The organism is Agrobacterium larrymoorei, from assembly GCF_005145045.1.
Classification (GTDB): Bacteria; Pseudomonadota; Alphaproteobacteria; order Rhizobiales; family Rhizobiaceae; genus Agrobacterium; species Agrobacterium larrymoorei.
Window position 1 is genome coordinate 1,199,511 of record NZ_CP039691.1, and the last position, 18,052, is coordinate 1,217,562.

Annotated in this window: 22 protein-coding genes; 12 read left to right on the forward strand and 10 right to left on the reverse strand. The window is 57.7% G+C overall.

Annotation, left to right across the window (positions count from 1 at the left end; translation table 11 throughout):
• The first annotated feature begins 107 nt into the window (after positions 1-107).
• Positions 108-2,279, forward strand: a complete 2,172-nt coding sequence (gene ligA / locus CFBP5473_RS05625; protein ID WP_027674400.1) for an NAD-dependent DNA ligase LigA — start codon at positions 108-110, stop codon at positions 2,277-2,279.
• A gap of 272 nt (positions 2,280-2,551) precedes the next feature.
• Here ligA and CFBP5473_RS05635 read toward each other — a convergent pair whose 3' ends face one another.
• On the reverse strand, positions 2,552-3,082 hold the full coding sequence (locus tag CFBP5473_RS05635) for a GNAT family N-acetyltransferase (RefSeq protein WP_027674401.1): 531 nt from the start codon (positions 3,080-3,082) through the stop codon (positions 2,552-2,554).
• A 197-nt stretch (positions 3,083-3,279) separates the two neighbouring features.
• The gene (locus CFBP5473_RS05640) at positions 3,280-4,200 is read right to left on the reverse strand and encodes a DMT family transporter (protein WP_027674402.1); all 921 of its coding nucleotides are present in this window, start codon (positions 4,198-4,200) and stop codon (positions 3,280-3,282) included.
• 177 nt (positions 4,201-4,377) lie between these two features.
• On the opposite strand from CFBP5473_RS05640, the gene gcvA reads away from it, so the two are divergent.
• Genes gcvA through CFBP5473_RS05655 form a run of 3 tightly spaced genes read left to right on the forward strand, consistent with a single transcriptional unit; the run spans position 4,378 to position 6,472 of the window.
• Positions 4,378-5,280 carry a transcriptional regulator GcvA gene (gene gcvA, locus CFBP5473_RS05645; protein ID WP_027674403.1) on the forward strand — a complete coding sequence of 301 codons (903 nt, stop codon included), beginning with the start codon at positions 4,378-4,380 and terminating at the stop codon, positions 5,278-5,280.
• A gap of 49 nt (positions 5,281-5,329) precedes the next feature.
• The gene (locus tag CFBP5473_RS05650; protein ID WP_027674404.1) at positions 5,330-5,923 is read left to right on the forward strand and encodes a 3'-5' exonuclease; all 594 of its coding nucleotides are present in this window, start codon (positions 5,330-5,332) and stop codon (positions 5,921-5,923) included.
• Between the two features lie 60 nt (positions 5,924-5,983).
• Positions 5,984-6,472, forward strand: coding sequence for a CreA family protein (locus tag CFBP5473_RS05655; protein ID WP_037170779.1), 489 nt, complete (start codon positions 5,984-5,986; stop codon positions 6,470-6,472).
• 381 nt (positions 6,473-6,853) lie between these two features.
• On the opposite strand, the gene CFBP5473_RS05660 is transcribed toward CFBP5473_RS05655, so the two are convergent.
• On the reverse strand, positions 6,854-7,321 hold the full coding sequence (locus tag CFBP5473_RS05660; protein WP_027674406.1) for a chemotaxis protein CheW: 468 nt from the start codon (positions 7,319-7,321) through the stop codon (positions 6,854-6,856).
• On the opposite strand from CFBP5473_RS05660, the gene CFBP5473_RS25000 reads away from it, so the two are divergent.
• From CFBP5473_RS25000 to CFBP5473_RS05675, 4 genes are all read left to right on the forward strand, one after another.
• Positions 7,308-7,469: a hypothetical protein gene (locus CFBP5473_RS25000; protein ID WP_157835792.1), complete on the forward strand. Its 162-nt coding sequence runs from the start codon at positions 7,308-7,310 to the stop codon at positions 7,467-7,469. The genes CFBP5473_RS05660 and CFBP5473_RS25000 overlap by 14 nt on opposite strands.
• Before the next feature lie 35 nt (positions 7,470-7,504).
• The gene (locus CFBP5473_RS05665) at positions 7,505-7,702 is read left to right on the forward strand and encodes a hypothetical protein (protein WP_051441201.1); all 198 of its coding nucleotides are present in this window, start codon (positions 7,505-7,507) and stop codon (positions 7,700-7,702) included.
• 137 nt (positions 7,703-7,839) lie between these two features.
• Positions 7,840-8,439: an SCO family protein gene (locus tag CFBP5473_RS05670; RefSeq protein ID WP_027674407.1), complete on the forward strand. Its 600-nt coding sequence runs from the start codon at positions 7,840-7,842 to the stop codon at positions 8,437-8,439.
• Between the two features lie 162 nt (positions 8,440-8,601).
• Positions 8,602-9,486, forward strand: coding sequence for a 50S ribosomal protein L11 methyltransferase (locus CFBP5473_RS05675; RefSeq protein WP_027674408.1), 885 nt, complete (start codon positions 8,602-8,604; stop codon positions 9,484-9,486).
• Between the two features lie 144 nt (positions 9,487-9,630).
• On the opposite strand, the gene CFBP5473_RS25005 is transcribed toward CFBP5473_RS05675, so the two are convergent.
• On the reverse strand, positions 9,631-9,807 hold the full coding sequence (locus tag CFBP5473_RS25005) for a hypothetical protein (RefSeq protein ID WP_027674409.1): 177 nt from the start codon (positions 9,805-9,807) through the stop codon (positions 9,631-9,633).
• Positions 9,808-10,075: 268 nt separating this feature from the next.
• Here CFBP5473_RS25005 and CFBP5473_RS05680 point away from each other — a divergent pair, with 268 nt between their 5' ends.
• The gene (locus tag CFBP5473_RS05680; RefSeq protein ID WP_027674410.1) at positions 10,076-11,905 is read left to right on the forward strand and encodes an aminopeptidase P family protein; all 1,830 of its coding nucleotides are present in this window, start codon (positions 10,076-10,078) and stop codon (positions 11,903-11,905) included.
• Positions 11,906-12,088: 183 nt separating this feature from the next.
• On the opposite strand, the gene CFBP5473_RS05685 is transcribed toward CFBP5473_RS05680, so the two are convergent.
• Positions 12,089-12,403: an AzlD family protein gene (locus tag CFBP5473_RS05685; RefSeq protein WP_027674411.1), complete on the reverse strand. Its 315-nt coding sequence runs from the start codon at positions 12,401-12,403 to the stop codon at positions 12,089-12,091.
• Complete coding sequence (locus CFBP5473_RS05690) at positions 12,403-13,116, reverse strand: AzlC family ABC transporter permease (protein WP_027674412.1); 714 nt, start codon at positions 13,114-13,116, stop codon at positions 12,403-12,405. Before CFBP5473_RS05690 ends, CFBP5473_RS05685 begins: the two co-directional genes overlap by 1 nt.
• Positions 13,117-13,264: 148 nt before the next feature.
• Between CFBP5473_RS05690 and CFBP5473_RS05695 the strand changes: the two genes are divergently transcribed.
• A complete protein-coding gene (locus tag CFBP5473_RS05695; RefSeq protein ID WP_234881783.1) occupies positions 13,265-13,513 on the forward strand; it encodes a DUF2164 domain-containing protein in 249 nt (82 codons plus the stop codon).
• A 152-nt stretch (positions 13,514-13,665) separates the two neighbouring features.
• Here CFBP5473_RS05695 and pncA read toward each other — a convergent pair whose 3' ends face one another.
• Entirely contained in the window at positions 13,666-14,292 is a 627-nt protein-coding gene (pncA, locus tag CFBP5473_RS05700) for a bifunctional nicotinamidase/pyrazinamidase (RefSeq protein WP_027674414.1), read from the reverse strand.
• Between the two features lie 398 nt (positions 14,293-14,690).
• Here pncA and CFBP5473_RS05705 point away from each other — a divergent pair, with 398 nt between their 5' ends.
• A complete protein-coding gene (locus tag CFBP5473_RS05705) occupies positions 14,691-15,977 on the forward strand; it encodes a DUF2778 domain-containing protein (RefSeq protein WP_027674415.1) in 1,287 nt (428 codons plus the stop codon).
• Here CFBP5473_RS05705 and CFBP5473_RS05710 read toward each other — a convergent pair whose 3' ends face one another.
• A complete protein-coding gene (locus CFBP5473_RS05710) occupies positions 15,978-16,400 on the reverse strand; it encodes a DMT family transporter (protein ID WP_027674416.1) in 423 nt (140 codons plus the stop codon).
• Complete coding sequence (locus CFBP5473_RS05715; protein WP_027674417.1) at positions 16,397-16,870, reverse strand: DMT family transporter; 474 nt, start codon at positions 16,868-16,870, stop codon at positions 16,397-16,399. Before CFBP5473_RS05715 ends, CFBP5473_RS05710 begins: the two co-directional genes overlap by 4 nt.
• Before the next feature lie 154 nt (positions 16,871-17,024).
• Between CFBP5473_RS05715 and CFBP5473_RS25560 the strand changes: the two genes are divergently transcribed.
• Positions 17,025-17,150 carry a hypothetical protein gene (locus tag CFBP5473_RS25560; protein WP_268884795.1) on the forward strand — a complete coding sequence of 42 codons (126 nt, stop codon included), beginning with the start codon at positions 17,025-17,027 and terminating at the stop codon, positions 17,148-17,150.
• Here the strand turns inward: CFBP5473_RS25560 and CFBP5473_RS05720 are convergent.
• Entirely contained in the window at positions 17,111-18,007 is an 897-nt protein-coding gene (locus CFBP5473_RS05720) for a glycosyltransferase family 25 protein (RefSeq protein ID WP_084631525.1), read from the reverse strand. The genes CFBP5473_RS25560 and CFBP5473_RS05720 overlap by 40 nt on opposite strands.
• Between the last annotated feature and the right edge of the window lie 45 nt (positions 18,008-18,052).

Below are 18,052 nucleotides of genomic sequence, written 5' to 3' on the forward strand. Positions count from 1 at the left end.
AGAAAATAGTCAGGTTGCATTTTTTTCGATTTCTACCGCACATTTATCCGTTTTTTCTTGCTGGAATTTTGCGCTAAGACCTGATCCGATTCAAATGCGAGGCCGCCATGTCGAAAGAGCAGACACCTGTCGAAAAACTGTCCGAACTTGAAGCGTCTTCCGAGCTTGCCTTTCTTGCGGCAGAGCTTGCGCGGCATGATGCGCTTTACCATGGCAAGGATCAGCCAGAAATTTCAGATGCGGAATATGACGCGCTGAAGCGGCGTAACGATGCCGTAGAGGCGGCATTTCCCGATCTGGTGCGGGCGGATAGTCCTTCGAAGAAGGTGGGCTTCACGCCGCTGCCGACATTTGCGCCCATCGTTCATGCGCGGCCCATGCTTTCGCTGGACAACACGTTTTCGGACGAGGACGTGTCTGATTTCGTCGCTTCGGTTTACCGATTCCTCGGGCGTCTGCCTGACGATTCGATTGCCTTTACCGCAGAACCGAAGATCGACGGGCTTTCCATGTCCATCCGCTATGAGCGTGGCAGGCTGAAGACGGCGGCGACGCGTGGGGATGGCACGACGGGCGAAAACGTGACCGCCAATATTCTGACCATCAAGGAAATTCCGAACGAGCTTCCAGCCGGTGTGCCCGATGTGGTGGAAGTGCGCGGCGAAGTCTATATGGCCAAGAGCGACTTTCTGGCGCTGAACGCGCAGATGGAAGCCGATGGCAAGCAGACCTACGTCAACCCGCGCAATACGGCATCCGGTTCGCTGCGGCAGCTGGACCCGAATGTGACGGCGCGGCGCAAGTTGAAGTTCTTCGCCTATGCGCTGGGCGAGGTTTCCAATGGCGGGCAGGCGACGCGCCTTGCCGATACGCAGTTCGGTATTGTTCAGAAATTCCGCGAATGGCGCTTTCCCGTAAACCCCTTGATGAAGCGATTCACATCCGGCGCGCAACTGCTTGAACATTATCGCGAAATCGGCATTGCGAGACCGGATCTCGATTATGATATCGATGGCGTGGTCTATAAGGTGGACGAGCTTGATTTGCAGGAGCGTCTCGGCTTTCGTTCGCGCAGCCCGCGCTGGGCAACGGCGCATAAGTTTCCTGCCGAGCAGGCTTTTACGACGGTCGAGAAGATCGAAATTCAGGTGGGCCGAACCGGCGCGTTGACCCCCGTTGCGCGACTGACGCCGATCACGGTTGGCGGCGTGGTGGTGACGAATGCGACGCTGCACAATGCCGATTACATCGAAGGCATCGGCAATAATGGCGAGCGCATAAGGCCCGAGGACCATGATATTCGCGTGGGCGATACGGTCATCGTGCAGCGTGCGGGTGATGTCATTCCGCAGGTTCTAGATGTTCTGCTGGAAAAGCGTGATGCTCATTCCGTGCGCTACGAGTTTCCGAAGAAATGCCCGGTCTGTGGCAGCCATGCGGTGCGCGAGCGTAACGAGAAGACGGGCAAGCTGGATTCGGTTACGCGCTGCACCGGCGGTTTCGTCTGCCGGGCGCAGGCGGTGGAGCATCTGAAGCACTTCGTTTCGCGCAACGCCTTCGACATCGAGGGGCTCGGCACCAAGCAGATCGAATTCTTCTTCGAGAGCGAAGACCCGGCGCTTTCCATCAAGACCGCGCCGGATATCTTCACGCTGAAGGAGCGGCAGGAGAAATCGCTGGCGAAGCTGGAAAATATCGACGGCTTCGGTAAGGTCAGCGTGAAGAAGCTGTTCGACGCCATCGATACGCGCCGAGAGATCGATCTGCACCGGCTGATTTTCGCGCTCGGCATTCGCCACGTGGGAGAAACGACGGCAAAGCTTCTGGCGCGCACCTACGGCACCTATGAGCATTTCGAAGAGGCGATGAAGGCTGCGGGCGATCTTTCCGGTGATGCCTGGAACGAGCTGAACAGCATCGAAGGCATCGGTGAAGTCGTGGCGCGCGCGATTGTGGAGTTTTACAAGGAGCCGCGCAACCTCGACGTCATAGACCGCCTGATCCGCGAGTTGCGCCCCAAAGAGGCCGAGAAGCCCTCGGCGGAAGGTAGCCCGGTGGCGGGCAAGACCGTGGTGTTCACCGGCTCGCTGGAAAAGTTCACCCGGGACGAGGCGAAGGCAAGGGCCGAGAGCCTTGGCGCGAAAGTGGCGGGCTCCGTTTCCAAGAAAACCGATATCGTTGTGGCCGGACCGGGTGCGGGCTCCAAGCTGGACAAGGCGCGGGAACTTGGCGTGCAGACCATGGATGAGGATGAGTGGCTGGCGTTGATTGCGGGGTGAGGAAGTCGGTTTTGACGTAAGAATAGTCAACATTGCGCTCGGAGTTCACCCCCTCTGTCCTGCCGGACATCTCCCCCACAGGTGGGGAGATCGAATCGCTGCAAGCGCTCGGCCATGTCTACCGTTAAAGTCCGGGCGATGAGTGCGCGCCCTGCCGATCTCCCTCCTTGTGGGGGAGATGCCCGGCAGGGCAGAGGGGGGTGAGCGCCAAGGTAGTCGGTTCATTATGAAGCGCACGCAATGCCATTGGAAAGCGCGAGCCTTAATTCTTGTTACCGAAGCCTCGCCATCAAATAACAATCCGCATAAACGCCGTCGCGGAAGGCATAATTCCGCATCGTGCCTTCCTTCTCGAAACCGAATTTTTCGTAGAGATGGATGGCCGACGCGTTGTCGGTGAAGACGTTCAGTTCGATGCGTTTGAGATCGTGCCAGTTATCGGCGGCATCCAGCAGGGTTTTCAGGAACAGGCTGCCAATACCTTTACCGGTGAAATCGTCATGGATGCCGAGACCCAGAGAAGCGGCGTGGCGGCGGCGGCCGCGTTGGGCGTGCAGACCGGCATTGCCGAGCAACTGCCCGCGCCATTCCGCCACGATGACGATATCGGCGGGGGTGAGCGCTTCGATGAAGTTGCGGGTTTGCGTTACGCTTTGAAAGGGCTGGCGTAATGTGCCGTGGCGCACGCCGGGCATGTTCAGAACATCCGTCAGTGCCGATGCGTCCTGAGGCGTAATGCCACGGATCGTGACATCCTGAATGGTGAAGCCGGATGGAGATGGTGGTTCGTCTTTGTGCGGCATGCCTGTTTCCTTTTCGATGTGGAAGAGCAGGTGCATCGCTTCGCCCTGCTGCTTCGGCAGGGCTGGAGGGAAAGATCAATAAACCTAACGCGCCAATACTCCGCCGCCCACCGTGGTTACGGTGGTCGTTACATTGAGCGTCACTGTGTTGGTCGTCGTGATCATGTCGGGCAGGATGCGGTTGCAGCTTGCCGCTGTCAAGTCGCTTTGCGTGCGGTGAGCCGGAGCAACCGTCCATCGATGGCGATCAGGCCCGCGGCGATCATGGCCATGCCGATGATGTGTTTTGCCGCAAGCTGTTCTCCCAGCACCAGCGAGCCTAGCAATATGGCGCTGACGGGAATGAGGAAGGTGACGAGGGCGAGGTTGGTTGCGCCTGCGGAGGACAGGATACGGAAGAAGATGAGATAGGCAAGTGCTGTCGAGAGCAGCGCGATGCCGAAGAGGGCGGCCCAGGTGATGCCGCTCGGCATGGCGAGCGTCCATGGCTTATCGATGATCAGCGCCAGCGGAATGAGGATGATGCTGGATGCGGAAATCTGGCCGGTTGCGGTGACGAGCGGGGGCACGCCCATGGCCTTGAAGCGCCGCCCGAAAATGCCCGCGAAGGAATAGGAGATGGCCGCGCCGAGAATGGCAAGCTGGCCCCAGAGGCTGGAGCTTTCACCCGTCAAGGCGGCAGGGCCGATCATGGTCGCGACACCGGCAAAGCCGATGACGACGCCTGCGAACTTGTTGGCGCTGAGCTTCTCATCCGCCGTCAGCAGATGGGCGACGATGACGGTGAAGAGCGGTGTGGTGGCGTTGAGAATGGAGGCGACGCCGCTGGCAATATGGGTCTGGCCCCAGACGATGAGGCAGAAGGGGATGATGTTGTTCAAGAGCCCCATGGCGAAGAAGGCGCGCAGCACTTGGGGCTTTTTCGGCAGGCTGAAGCCGAGGATGCGGCAGACGGTGAGCAGCGCGAGGGCTGCGATGAAGACGCGCAGGGTGACGATGGTGACCGGTGGCAGTTCTTTCACGGCAATGCCTATGAAGAAGAATGAGCCGCCCCAAAGGATGGAGAGTGCGAAGAGCAATGCCCATTCTTGTACGCCCATCTGTTTTTGTATCGACATGCAAAATCTCCCTACCTAGTATCCTTGCAGGCAAAATGGTTGCCCGACACCCGAAAAACGATTGATATTTTCTGAAGCAAATTTCGGTTTTGAAAACCTATTTGCTTTATTTAATTCATGAGTTAGTCGTTTCATCAAACGATTGTTTCTCGCTTGATGATTGAGGTAAGCTAAACTATGCCGACAACACTTCCTTCGTTAAAAGGCCTTCAGGCATTTGAAGCTGCGGCGCGATATCGTAGCGTTACACTGGCCGCGAACGAGCTAAGCGTCACACCTGGTGCAATCAGCCTGCTCATTCGCGATCTCGAGGCGCGGCTTGATGTTCAGCTTTTCGTTCGAAGACCGCGCAATATTCAATTGACCGCAGAAGGTGAACGCTACTACGGGTCGCTTAAGACCGCATTTTTGATGATGAAAGAGGCTACGGCAGAGATTACGGCCCGCTCCCGCATAAGCGTCCTGACTTTAAGCTGTACCCCAACCTTCGCCGCGCAGTGGCTGATGCCGCGTCTACCCGCTTTTCAGGAAGCAAATCCCCGACTGGATGTCCGTATCAGTGTGACCAATCGCTTGATCGATTTCTTCAAGGAAAACGTGGATATCGCGATCCGGCATGGGTCTGGTCATTATGAGGGACTTGAGAGCCTCAAGCTAATTGACGGCAGCACATTGCCGGTGTGTGCTCCCGGTCTTATTGAAAAAGGAGGTTTTCTACGTGAAGTGGGCGATCTAAAAAGCTTTCCTTTGCTTCATGACGAGAACCGTAACGAGTGGCGGCGTTGGCTGAAAACGGCCGGGGCGGAAGATGTGGATGCATCGGGTGGCACGGTGTTCATTGATAGCAATGGCGCTCTGGATGCTGCAAAGGCTGGATATGGTGTCGCCTTGACGCGGCGGTCTCTTGTAGCAAAAGAGCTTTTGGAAGGGACTCTCCTCGTGCCCTTCGAGAAAGAAATGTCCAGTGCTCTTGCCTATTATCTCGTTTACCCTCAACGGATGCTGGATAATCCAGATGTCGTGACGTTGCGGGACTGGATGCTTTCACAGGCAAATTCTCACGTAGCCGGTTCACTTTAGAAACAATTGCGTTTATGCGGTGGCAAGCAGATTATCCGGGAATCACCGCTTGAAGACCATCGCCATCGATTTTGAAACCGCCAATGAGGAGCGCGGCAGCGCCTGCTCCGTGGGTTTGGCGTGGATTGAGGATGGGGTGATCCAGCGGGTCGAGGAACGGTTGATCCGGCCAAAGGATATGCGGTTTTCCTCCTTCAATATCGCCGTTCATGGCATTCGCCCGCATGATGTGGAAGACGCGCCGGAATTTCCCGAGGTGATGGAAGAGTTCATCGACGACTTCCGCGATGCGACGATGATTGCGCATAATGCCGCCTTCGATTTCAGCGTGATGCGCGCGAGCTTCGACAAATATCGCCAGAGCTACCCGCAGCTTTCCTATTTTTGCAGCGTGAAGATGGCGCAGCGCGTCTGGCCGTCCCTGCCATCGCACAAGCTGAATATCATCGCGCATCATTTGCAGTTGCGCTTCGTGCACCACAATGCGGCGGAGGATGCCGTCGTTTGTGCCTCGGCAGCCATTGCCGCCGCCAAGGCGCTTTCGCTGCAGCATGTGCATGAAATTCCGGCCAGGATCGGCATGGTGGCGGGGCGCCTTCATGCGATGGGCTATGAGCCCTGCACGATGCGAAAACGCGCATAAGCGATCTTGCTCAGCCGTTGCCGAGACCTATCTTTAGGAAAATAGCTGGAGGTAAAGGCGATGATTTCACAGAAACTTCGGGCACTGATGATTGCGGGACTGACATGCCTGCCTGTTGCGGCGCATGCACAGGTCGTCGGCGATGTCGGCGTGGATTGGACCGGCAACGATATCAAGATCGAGGCAATTGCCGACCCGAAGGTGAAGGGCATCACCTGCCACATTACCTATTTTGACCGCGGCGTGATCGACCGGCTGAAGAACGGCAACTGGTTCGAAGACCCATCCAACGCTGCCATTTCGTGCAGCCAGACGGGGCCGGTCGAGGTGGGTGATATCGAACTCTCCAAGGGCGGCGAGGAGGTGTTTCGTCAGGGCATGTCGCTGGTCTGGAAGAAGCTGGTGGTGAACCGGATCTATGACAAGATCAACGATACCATGATCTATCTCGTCCATACGCGCGAACTGACGGATGGCTCTGCCAAGATGGCGATTTCCACGGTGCCGCTTTATGGGCAGACTGTGAACTGGACGAAGGGGAAGCCTTGAGGGGTGGGTCGGCGCTCTGTCATCCCGGATCAAGTCTACCGCTGTCCGGTCAAGTGGACTGGCGTTCCTGCACAGTTGCTCAAGCGGGGGTGGCTCAACGGCCCCACTCTCTCGACGTCATCCTCGGGCTTGACCCGAGGATCCATAACCGTTTGATTTCGTTGATGGCGATGGATCCTCGGCTCAAGGCCGAGGATGACGGCAGTGGGTTTGGCGATGGTGTCTATATATATCTCACGCCTCTCCTCCGCCTGCGTCCAAAGCCGTGCAAATGAGAGTGGCGGATCAAGCGCGGGATGACGGCGCGTGAAGGCGAGCGCTCAAACAAAAACGGCGAGCCCCAAGACCCGCCGTTCTCGATTCATCGAATTAATGAGAGCCTTAAGCCGCTTCGCGTGCCAACTCGTCGGCGATGACCGTGTCGAGGTTGAGGAAGCAGACCATGCTTTTTTCCAGCGCCACGATGCCGCGGCAGAAGTTGCGCTGCTCTTCCGGAATGATTTCAGGCGCGGGCTGGAGGTCTTCGGATTTGATGGTCATCATGTCGGAGACCTGTTCGACCAGAAGGCCGACCAGCTTGCCGCCGATATCGGTGACGATGATGGCGGAGCGCTCGGATGGTTCGGTCATCTTCATGCCGAGGCGGCAGGCCATGTCGATGACGGGGATAACCGCGCCACGAAGGTTGATGAGGCCGAGAACGTAAGGCGGTGTGTGTGGCATCGGCGTCACCGGCGCCCAGCCGCGGATTTCGCGGATCGCCATGATGTCGATGCAGAATTCCTGATCGCCGAGATGGAAGGACACGATTTCGAGATATGCGCCGGATTGTTTGATGGCGTTCGACATGGTCGCAACTTTTCCTGATGGCTCTCTGGCGGGCCGTTTCTGTTCTAAAGATTATGCGGCGTCGGAATTTTCCGAAGGACATCATGTCGCGCGCGTTTGCGAACCGCTGGTGATTATCATGCCTGAAAACAATTTAAACTTTCCCTAACAACCGGGTGCAAGCATTATCGACAGGGAAGCCTCATGCTTTCACTTATCGGGATGTTGCGCTATAGTTGTTGCATGAGCGCTTTATTATCCCATTCCGGCAAGTTGCTTCTCGGCGCCGTTGCAACGGCTGCGTTTCTGTATGCAACAATCGCCACCTTCGACGGGTGGTTGCGCCATGGCACGGATATCTTTCTGTCTGCCGTGCAGAGCGGCATTGCCTGGTGCCTCTGACCGCTGATGCTCTGAATGTTGAGACAAAAGAGCGCGGTTGCGCTTTCACGCGCTTCTTGATTTGCGTGAGACCGGGCGCTTGGCTATCAAGCGGGTAAGGGTGCTTTTGGCGCCATTATAGCTTGTCGAGGAACAGCATGAAAAATATCCGTATCGCGCTTTGGGGTGCTGTTGTCGTTCTGCTTGGCGTTATGGGCTGGCTGACGCTGGAGTTGACCAAGAGCCGCGAGCAGATGGTTGAGGAAGCCTATGGCGTGCCTTTCCAGCTTGTTGCGCAAAATGGCCAGCCGATCACGGAAAAGGCGTTTCAGGGCAAACCCACCGCACTGTTCTTCGGCTTCACCCACTGCCCGGAAGTGTGCCCGACCACGCTGTTCGAGCTGAACGGCTGGATGGAAAAGGTCGATCCGGCAGGCGACAAGCTGCAGGCCTATTTCGTTTCCGTCGATCCAGAGCGGGATACGCCGGAAGTGATGAACCAGTATGTTTCCAATGTTTCCAAGCGCATAACCGGCATTACCGGCGCGCCGGACAAGATTGCCGAGACGCTGAAGGGTTATCGCATCTACGCCAAGAAGGTGCCGGTGGACGATAAGGACCCCAACGGCGATTATACGATGGACCACACGGCATCCGTGATCCTGCTTCGCCCTGATGGTGCATTTGCCGGAACGATTGCTTACGGCGAAAATCCCGATGTTGCCGTGCAGAAGCTGCAAAATCTCGTTAAGTCGTGATGGATTGATATGGTCGCTCGTTCTTGTGCTTGTCACAGGAATGAGGGCGCAGAGGTCTTTAAAACTCGATTTTCTTTTCTTAAAAGCGGCTGCACTCCATTGGACTGACGCCACTTTTATGGCAAATGCTGACGCTGAAGCCATCCAAGGAAAGCGTCTGCCGTGAGCGAAATCCGTCTCTTTGTCACCACCACCGAAGTTCAGGCAGGCGATGTGCTTGATGTGATGTCGGAGGTTTTCGGCGAGGAAGATATTGCCATCGCGACGACCGAGGTGGATGAAAAGCGCGATATCTGGGAAGCCTCGATCTACCTTCTGCTGGAGCAGGAGGAGGAAATTACCGAGCGTTTCCAGACGCTTCTCACCGCGTCTTTCCCTCATCTGAAGATTGAGCGCGAAGTCATTCCCGATGTGGACTGGATCGCGAAATCTCTGGAAGGCCTGAAGCCCGTACGGGCAGGGCGGTTCCTCGTTCATGGCTCGCATGATCGGGATAAGGTGCGGGTCAACGATCTGGCCATCGAGATCGAGGCGGGGCAGGCCTTCGGCACGGGGCACCACGGCACCACGGCTGGCTGCCTGGAGATGATCGAGGATGTGCTGCGCGCACGCATCATCCGCAACGCGCTGGATCTCGGCACCGGCAGCGGCGTGCTCGCAATCGCCACGGCGAAGATGCGCAAGGTGCCGGTTCTGGCAACCGATATCGACCCGATTGCGACGCGCGTCGCCAAGGAAAATGCGCGGCTGAACGGCATCGTATCGGGCATTGCGTTCGAGACCGCACCGGGTTTCCATTCAGACTCGTTTCGCAAACACGGCCCGTTCGATCTCATCATCGCCAATATTCTGGCGCGCCCGCTGATCAAGATGGCGCCTCAGCTGGTTGCGCATCTGGCACCCGGCGGCACCGTCATCCTTTCGGGTATTCTGGCCTCACAGCGCTGGAAGGTTCTTTCCGCCTATAACGGCATGCATCTCAGCCATATCCGCACCATCTGGCGCAATGGCTGGGTGACGATCCATCTGCGTCGGGACGTTTTCTGATCTGATGAACGAAAAAGGCGACGCTTACGCGCCGCCTTTTCGATCGGTCTTGGATGACCGAACCCGCGAACTTTGGGAGGAGAAGCTCAAGCGGGTCAACGTATTCAAAGCTCAAAGCGGTAGAGGGAGGAGCCCCGCTTCGGCCTACCAGAATACGTAGCTGTTATGCGCCTTGCGGCGAAGTTCTTCGCGGCTCTTGCCAATTGCAGCGAGTGTCGTGTCATCGAGGCTTAGCAATGCGCGGCTGACATAGCGGTCGGCCTCACGACGGCGTGCTTCGACAACGCGATCAAGTGCGTTGCGGAAAATCGACTTGGCCATGGTTTTCAGTCCTTTTGATGCGGGCTTTTCTTCGCCCTTTCGATGGTCTTGATATAGTCCGAATGGCCGCTCCCCGGTAGAGAATGAATGGCATCTTTGGCATGCGTCAAGTGCATACCTCAATTCAGAGCTCGTCGTTTTTCGGTCACACTGATTAATATCTGTGCGGATTTAGGCGGGAAACGAGTGCCTTTCGCTTTCATCTGGACCTTTCTGCCATGGCCGGGCTATGGTCGGGCACGATTTCAGACAGTTCGGAAAGCATATGATGTTCCAGTCCTTCGACAACAAATCCACCCCGCAGTTCGGCAAGGCGCGCGTTGAAGCGCTGCGCGCGACATTCGATGGGCTTGGCATTGACGGTTTTCTCGTGCCGCGTGCCGATGAGTATCAGGGTGAATATGTGCCGGAATGTGCGGAGCGGATGGCATGGATTTCCGGCTTCACCGGTTCGGCTGGTGTCGTGCTGGTCACGCGCAATCATGCGGTTGTGTTCGTCGATGGTCGCTATACCACGCAGCTTGCCTCGCAGGTCGATCCTGTCGTCTTTACGGGTGGCGATCTGGTTGGAGCGCCGCCCGCAAAATGGCTTTCCGAGAATGCGCCGAATGGCTTCCGACTTGGTATAGACCCGTGGCTCCACACCAGCGCGGAACTTTCGCGTCTTGAGAAAGCCGTTACAGAGAAGGGCGGATCAGTCGTTCTGCTGGCCGCCAATCCGCTCGATCCCCTATGGGAAGGCCGTCCTGCCGAGCCGCTGGAACCGGTGATCATCCAACCTGATGCCTTCACCGGTACGGTTGCGAGTGTAAAAATCAGCACGATTGCCGAGACCGTTTCTGCGCGCAAGGCGGATGCCGTGCTGGTAACGGACCCGTCCTCCATCGCATGGATATTCAATATTCGCGGCAATGATGTTCCGCATACGCCACACCCTCTGGCCCGCGCGATCATCCATGCGGATGGCAAAGCCGATCTGTTTCTGGATGAGCGCAAGACCAATGCTGAAGTGAAAGCCTATCTTTCCAGCCTTGCGCGCCAGCATGCACCTGCCGATATCGAAACGCAGCTTCGCGATCTAGCCCGCGGGGGCGCGAAGATATTGGCAGATGTGGATGTCGTGCCCGTGGCGCTGACGCGGCTGATCAAGGACAATGGCGGCGAGGTGGTCGAGGCTTCCGATCCGGTGAAACTGCCGCGCGCCTGCAAGAACGAGGCTGAGCTTGCCGGTTCCGCCGCCGCCCATATTCAGGACGGCGCTGCCATGGTGGAATATCTGGCCTGGCTCGATAGCCAGCAGCCGGGCAGCATCACGGAAATTCAGGCGGTAAAGGCGCTGGAAGCTGCGCGCGCGCGTGTCGGCGAGGCGATGCAGAACCCTCTCAAGGACATTTCCTTCGACACGATTTCCGGTGCCGGGCCGAATGCCGCAATCATCCATTACCGGGTGACGACCGACAGCGACCGCAGACTTCAGGACGGCGAGATGTTTCTGGTCGATTCCGGTGCGCAATATGTCAATGGCACGACCGACATCACCCGCACCGTGGCCATCGGCAACGTGCCGGAGGAGCAGAAGCGGTTCTTTACGCTGGTGCTGAAGGGCGTGATCGCCATCAGCGACGCGCGCTTTCCCAAGGGCACGCGCGGCTGCGATCTCGACCCGCTGGCGCGCATCGCATTGTGGAAGGCGGGTGCCGATTACGGCCATGGCACCGGCCACGGCGTCGGCTCATATCTATCCGTTCATGAAGGTCCGCAGCGGATTTCGCGCGTGTCCCAGCAGGAAATTCTGCCGGGCATGATCCTTTCCAACGAACCCGGCTATTATCGCCCCGGCGACTTCGGCATTCGTATCGAAAACCTGATCTATGTGCGCGAAGCGGAAGCCATCGCAGGCGGCGACCAGCCCATGCTTTCCTTCGAAACGCTGACCTGGTGCCCCATCGACCGCAGGCTGATCGTCGTATCGCTGCTGACGGAAGACGAGCGGGACTGGCTCAACGGCTATCACGCCACGACGCGGGAGAAGCTGATGCCGCTCATTTCGGATGCGGGGGTTAGGGAGTGGCTGGTTGCGGCGACTGAGGAGGTGTGACGTTCTCTCTACACCTCCGTCATCCTCGGCCTTGTGCCGAGGATCTGCCACGTCGCATCCGCTGAAGCGTGATTAGATCCTAGGGACAAGCCCTAGGATGACGGCGTTGGATTTGCACCGCTGAGAACTGACAGTAAAGTGCGTTGCGTCAAGCCTCAGGATGACGGCTTGGGTGACAATGCGTCAAGCCAGCGAAAAATACCGCAGTCCCACCACAAGCGCCCAACCGGCAAACAGCATGGTCAGCCCCGGAAAGCGCAATCCGACGATGAGCGCGAGGATCATGCCCAGTTTCACCTCGTATCCGCCTTCGAAGAAGGCTGGTGCGACGAGGGTGGTGAGGACGGCGACGGGGACGGCGTTGAGGCCGGCTTCCACGCGGGGCGGGATGGATTTCATCCGGGTCATCAGCACATAGCCGCCGACGCGGGTGAGGTAGGTCGCCACTGCACCGGCAAAGATGATGATCAGGGTCTGCGCGTCGAAGAGGTCGTTCATCATGCCTGCGCCTCCTCGGTTGTCGAGATTTCACCCTTTGCTGGCGGCAGGATGACGGCAACCACGATGCCGGTCATGGCGCCGATGCTGACATGCCAGGGCGAGCCGACGAAATGGTAGGAAGCGATGGCGCCCACGGCACTTGCCAGCATGACGGGGTAGAAATGGTCTCGCTTGCGAAAGCCCAGCACCATGCCCATGAAATAGACCGGCAGCAGCACATCGAAGCCCAGCGCCTTGGGATCACCCACCAGATTTCCGAGCGAAGCGCCGACCACTGTTGCCAGCATCCACAACACATAGACCACCAGCGCATAGCCCATATAGAGCGAGAAACTGACCGAGCCGTGGATTTCCTTCTGGCGCACGGATTCTGCAAATTGCGGATCGACAAGGAAGAAGAAGCCGAAGGCTTTGCGCGCAAAGGACCATTCCGGCACGATGCGGACCATGGCTGCTGAATAAAGCACATGACGAAAATTTACGGCGAAGATGGACAGAACGACCAGCCACGCCGGGAGGTTCTGGTTGAAGAGTTCGATGCCGACCAGCTGGCTTGCACCGGCATAGATGATGCCGCTCATCAGCGTCGCTTCGAAAATATTCATGCCGTTATCGATTGCCACCGCGCCAAACAGCGCGCCGAAGGGCAGAACGGCAAGAGCAACGGGCAGGCCCAGCCGGATGCCGGACCTGAAGGGAGAATGGGTCATGGGGTGGACCGGTCCTGTGCCGGAAAACATAAGATTTTTGCCGCTCGTACAGCTTTAACGTTGCCAGCACAAACGAATTTAAGGAATGGCTTGATTGATTTCCTTGAAGCTTGGCCTAATCTTTCTGTCAATCAAGAGGACCGTGATTTTGGAACTGAAACTCGACAAACAGCAGAAAGCCGATCTTGCCGCGGCAATCAAAACCTATCTGGTGGACGAGCTCGATGTGGAGATCAGCGGGCTGCAATGCGAGATGCTGCTGGAGCATTTGGGTGAGATTGTCGGGCCAGCCTTTTATAATCAGGGGCTCAAGGATGCTCATGCCGCAGTCTTGCGGCGGATGGACGATGCTGGTTCGGATATCGATGTGCTGGAGCAGTCTTTTAAGGGGCGGTAAAACAGCTTCCCCACCCGTCGCCCCGGCCTTGAGCCGGGGTCCAGCAGACGCGCCTCTGCGCGTCGAAAGAGTCTTTCAGACCAAGGACTTGGTCTGACTGGATCCCGCATCAAGTGCGGGATGACGGTGGGTGGGGCGCGGGCCTGCCCAACCTATCCCTCAAGAATATCACTGCTATTGACCACCGCCACACCCTTGGCCCGCATGGCGGCAATTGCGGTTCTGATGCCTTCCGGGTCGATACCCCGGCTGGCGTCTTCGATGAAGCGGACCTTTACGTCCGGCAGCATTTCCAGAGCATCCAGAACCGAGAAGCTGACGCAGTAATCGGTGGCCAGACCGCAAATATCCAGCGATGTCACGCCTTGGCGGTTCAGGTAATCCGCAAGACCGGTGGTGGCGGACTGGTCGTTATCGCGGAAAGCGGAGTAGCTATCGACGGCGGGGTTTTCGCCTTTTTGCTGGATGTAGTCGAAAGCCTCTATGTTCAGGTCCGGGTGGAATTCCGCATCCGGCGTGCCTTGAACGCAATGATCCGGCCACATGACCTGCGGCTTGCCGGAAATCTCTCCCATCTCGAATGGAGACTTGCCGGGATGTTGCGATGCGAAGCTGCCGTGGTTGGCCGGGTGCCAGTCCTGCGAAGCGACGATGAGGTCGTAGCCGCCACTTTCAATCAGCGCATTGGCAATCGGCACGATCTTGTCACCATCGGCCACAGCCAAATTTCCGCCGGGGCAAAAGCCGTTCTGGATATCGATCAGCAGCAGCGCTTTCATGTTTATCTTCCCGCAGGCATAGGTTCATCCCAAAAGCTTAATGCGGCTCACGCCCCTTGTCGCCCCATTTTTGGCAAACTCGGCATATAATGGCGTCCTTCGAGGAGAGGGACAGCCGAGACTCAAAATGAAAAATTGAGCCGTTGACGGAGCCTTCCCCCGTGTTCTGATTTTTGTCATATAGTTACCAGAACACCGATTCTTACCTGCATCGAAATTGGCCTACGCTTTAGGGACAGCGTTTTCAGGGGACTCGTAAAGACTTTGGTTACCATAATTCGGCATGCTTCGAACCTGTTCGCTTCGAGGATGGTGCGATTCGCACCTGGCATTCGAAGCCAACACCAAGTCATCGGCCTATGGCCGGTTTTGCGTAAACGGTTCGAGTAACGAGTATCATGGCGTCATCAGTCGTGACCTATAATGGCGCGCGCATTCGCGGCGCGTCTTTTGCCACCAAGCGCAGTGGCTTCTCTCTGCGTGGCCTGTCCGCCCTTCTGGGCGGAGGTGTTTTTGCAGGCGTTTGCGCCGTTGCAGCTTTTGCCTCGCTTCACGGCATGGCGCAGGCTTCGCACGGCACCGAACGCTTCGACAAGATGCTGGTGGCGCGTCTGGATCAGGCCGTTCCTTCCGCAAGCAGCGATGCTGTGGAGCGGAGCGTTCACATTCGCAAATTCTCCCGCCTTGCCAGCCATTCGGACGCGCATCAGAAAATGACGCGCGTGGCCGCAGAACACCAACTCAGCGCCAAGCTGTTTGCCGACCGCTTTGGAACGCAGGCCGCCATCGATGCCGAGGGGCAGGCGACGGTGAAGGCGCTCGCAGCGCTGCGGCCTTCGGCAATCGTGAATTCCGCGCTGGGGCGTAACAATCCTGAACTTGCCATGCTGGAAACGCAGGCAAAGGAGCATCCGGCCTTCGAAGTGGCGCTTGGACGCCCGCAGACGACGGCGGATGACTCTATCGATCTTCTGCCGGAAACCGTTCCGCTGCCAAGCTTCCGCCCGGAAATTGCCAAGGCCGTGGAAGTAGAGCCAACGCCGCGGCCGACGAACCCTTCGCCTGCCGAAAAGGAGCTGGCCGCACCTGCTGCCGTTCCAACGCCTGCGCGTCCGCCGGTTCAACAGCCTGCGACCAGCAGCATGGTGGCTTTCGCGCGCCCGGATAATCCGATGCGCGAGACGAAGATGGACGCCGTTCCATGGCCAGACCGTGGCAATGGCACTGCGGTTTACGACATCTCTGCTGGCGTCGTGCATCTGCCGAGCGGCGAAAAGCTCGAGGCGCATTCCGGCATCGGCAAGATGCGGGATAATCCCGATTTCGTTCACGTGAAGATGCGGGGCGCAACGCCACCTTCCAGCTACCGCCTGACCATGCGCGAGTCGCTCTTCCACGGCGTCGAGGCCATTCGTCTGACGCCTGAGAACGGCGTCAACCCACATGGCCGCAACGGTCTTCTGGCGCATACATACATGCTGGCGAAGCGCGGCGAATCCAACGGTTGCGTCGTGTTCAAGGATTACTCGAAATTCCTGGCCGCCTTCAAACGCGGCGAAGTGAAACGCATCGTCGTGGTGCCGAAGCTGTCGGGCCGTCCATCCTCCATGGCTGCAAGCAATGGTGGCTCGAAGAGCGGCGGTAAAACGCTGTTCAGCATGTTCAGCAAGGGTTCCGACTCGTAATCAGCGGCGGCGCTGCGTTATCGCCATGCCGCCGAGGATCAGCAATACGCCGAGTGCAGTCGCCCAGATGCGGGGCGGCTGATCGCTGAAGAAATCGAGCGCCACGCCCGATACCATCTGCCCGCTGATGACGAGCAATGCCGTATTGACGGCTCCGATGCGCGGAATGAGCCAGCTTCCCGATGCGATGAAGATGACGCCGATCGGCCCGCCGATGAAGGCATACCACGGCGCATTTGCCGCGCCTGCGGGCAGCAGATTCCCGAGGATGAGGCCAAGCGCGGTCAGCACGCCGAAGCCGACGATATGGTTCCAGAAAGACGCGATGAGCGGGGAATTCGACAGGCTGAGACGCCCGTTGATCTGGCGGCTGAGCGAGACGAAGACGCCGCCCGCAAAGGCCATGGCAATCCAGATGATCATGCCGCTCTCCCAACCAGAATGATGAGGGCGCTGCCGCTAAGAATGAGTGCGATGGCAACGAGATCGCGCGCCTTTGGCCGGCGCTTCGGCAGACCGAACAAGCCCCAGAAATCCGCCGCGAGACTAAAGATGACTTGACCCGCGAGACCGAGCGCAATGGTGCCGGAAAGCGCAAGCGGCGAATTGACGGCGGTGGAGGTGAGCATGACGATGGCAGCGCCGACAACCCCACCCAGATAGGCCCAAAGCGGCGCCTTCGGCTTTGCCGGTTCTCCAACTGCGGGTTTGCGATAAAGGATCGACAAATAAACCAGCGCCGCAACCGTGCCCGTGCCATGTGCCGTCCATGAGGAGAACAGGGCATTGCCGAAATGCGCAAGCATGCCGTTGAAATGGACCATAAGGGTCAAGAGACAACCGCTGGCAAAAGCGGCTGCCAGATGGAGCGGGTTGGAGCGTATCGGCGTCATGACTGGTCTTTTGCAGGAGCTGACTGAAAGGTTGATTCAGCTTTAGGCGCTAAGGACGTGAATTGGAAACGAAATACGTTGATATACCCATTCGTTTTGGGTGATGTGGGGGAGCTGACAGGGAACAAAATCGGCGGTGAAAAGTTCTTGCCGCATGAAGAAAACGACACGCAAGCCCCTGAACCGCATGACAGTTTTTGTCATCTCGATTTTCATTCTCGCCATCGTCGTCGCGGCGGTTTACCTGATCGGCTTCACGCCGGGCGAGACGACTGCGTGATCGGAGAACATGGTGTGGACTAGCTCCGGCGTGGGCGTGACCAGTGACGCTTCGGACACATGCCTGTCCACCAATGTTTCATTTCGATAGCGGATTTTCAGTACCAGCAGGTGAGCGGAGCGTAATAGGAAACGCGCGGTTTCAAGGTAGGCCCGATAAGGCAGCACCGTGAAATAGCGCCAGCCTGGCAGACGGAACTTACGCATATTCCGCTGGATCTGGCTTCCCCCATCCGCATTCTGGGTCGCGCAAAGCGGAAAAATGAAAGCCGCTTTCAAGCCTGCGAGATATTCCGTATCGAAAGCGATGTCATAGGCCAGACGCATTGGCATGAGGTCAGTAACGATCCACTGCGCCGCCTTGCGGTTTATCACATAGGCGCCAGCGCCTTTCTCCCGTGTGAGAGAAATGGCCAGCGATCTGCTGTGCGTCAGGCGCTTGAAAGGGAATTTTCGCCCGTCATTGACCGTTGAGAGACGTAGGATATCCCAACTGCCAGACTGGTGAAGCGCAGCGCTTAAGGAATCGAGGAAGTCCTTTTCGAAGACGATGTCGTCTTCGAGGACGAGTGCGAACTCTGCTTCGCTGTCCAGCAGGCTTCGAGCGCATTCCACATGGCTGAGATAGCACCCGATCTCGGGCGGACAGGTACGCCGACCATGGAGTAACTTATAAGAGCGCTCGCTGAACTGCGGCATCGGGAAGCTCAGCGCCCTACCATCGACCGCATGGATACGGTCAGGTACAAGCCCCAAAGCTGAAAGCCGCGACAACATCGTTTCACGGCGTTCATGCGCGTCAGCCATATTAATTAGATATATGGCCAGCTTGCTCCTGGGGAATGGCAGTAAATCCAATGCGTTCTCTCGGCAAAACCCGCTTTCATGAAGGATTTATTGCCG

What these genes read in the sequence shown, in the direction of transcription:
- ligA (WP_027674400.1), top strand. Translation starts at nt 108, where the DNA reads ATGTCGAAAGAGCAGACACCTGTCGAAAAACTGTCCGAACTTGAAGCG.
- CFBP5473_RS05635 (WP_027674401.1), bottom strand. Translation starts at nt 3,082, where the DNA reads ATGCCGCACAAAGACGAACCACCATCTCCATCCGGCTTCACCATTCAG.
- CFBP5473_RS05640 (WP_027674402.1), bottom strand. Translation starts at nt 4,200, where the DNA reads ATGTCGATACAAAAACAGATGGGCGTACAAGAATGGGCATTGCTCTTC.
- gcvA (WP_027674403.1), top strand. Translation starts at nt 4,378, where the DNA reads ATGCCGACAACACTTCCTTCGTTAAAAGGCCTTCAGGCATTTGAAGCT.
- CFBP5473_RS05655 (WP_037170779.1), top strand. Translation starts at nt 5,984, where the DNA reads ATGATTTCACAGAAACTTCGGGCACTGATGATTGCGGGACTGACATGC.
- CFBP5473_RS25000 (WP_157835792.1), top strand. Translation starts at nt 7,308, where the DNA reads ATGGCGTTCGACATGGTCGCAACTTTTCCTGATGGCTCTCTGGCGGGC.
- CFBP5473_RS05660 (WP_027674406.1), bottom strand. Translation starts at nt 7,321, where the DNA reads ATGTCGAACGCCATCAAACAATCCGGCGCATATCTCGAAATCGTGTCC.
- CFBP5473_RS05665 (WP_051441201.1), top strand. Translation starts at nt 7,505, where the DNA reads ATGCTTTCACTTATCGGGATGTTGCGCTATAGTTGTTGCATGAGCGCT.
- CFBP5473_RS05670 (WP_027674407.1), top strand. Translation starts at nt 7,840, where the DNA reads ATGAAAAATATCCGTATCGCGCTTTGGGGTGCTGTTGTCGTTCTGCTT.
- CFBP5473_RS25005 (WP_027674409.1), bottom strand. Translation starts at nt 9,807, where the DNA reads ATGGCCAAGTCGATTTTCCGCAACGCACTTGATCGCGTTGTCGAAGCA.
- CFBP5473_RS05680 (WP_027674410.1), top strand. Translation starts at nt 10,076, where the DNA reads ATGTTCCAGTCCTTCGACAACAAATCCACCCCGCAGTTCGGCAAGGCG.
- CFBP5473_RS05685 (WP_027674411.1), bottom strand. Translation starts at nt 12,403, where the DNA reads ATGAACGACCTCTTCGACGCGCAGACCCTGATCATCATCTTTGCCGGT.
- CFBP5473_RS05690 (WP_027674412.1), bottom strand. Translation starts at nt 13,116, where the DNA reads ATGACCCATTCTCCCTTCAGGTCCGGCATCCGGCTGGGCCTGCCCGTT.
- pncA (WP_027674414.1), bottom strand. Translation starts at nt 14,292, where the DNA reads ATGAAAGCGCTGCTGCTGATCGATATCCAGAACGGCTTTTGCCCCGGC.
- CFBP5473_RS05705 (WP_027674415.1), top strand. Translation starts at nt 14,691, where the DNA reads ATGGCGTCATCAGTCGTGACCTATAATGGCGCGCGCATTCGCGGCGCG.
- CFBP5473_RS05710 (WP_027674416.1), bottom strand. Translation starts at nt 16,400, where the DNA reads ATGATCATCTGGATTGCCATGGCCTTTGCGGGCGGCGTCTTCGTCTCG.
- CFBP5473_RS05715 (WP_027674417.1), bottom strand. Translation starts at nt 16,870, where the DNA reads ATGACGCCGATACGCTCCAACCCGCTCCATCTGGCAGCCGCTTTTGCC.
- CFBP5473_RS25560 (WP_268884795.1), top strand. Translation starts at nt 17,025, where the DNA reads ATGAAGAAAACGACACGCAAGCCCCTGAACCGCATGACAGTTTTTGTC.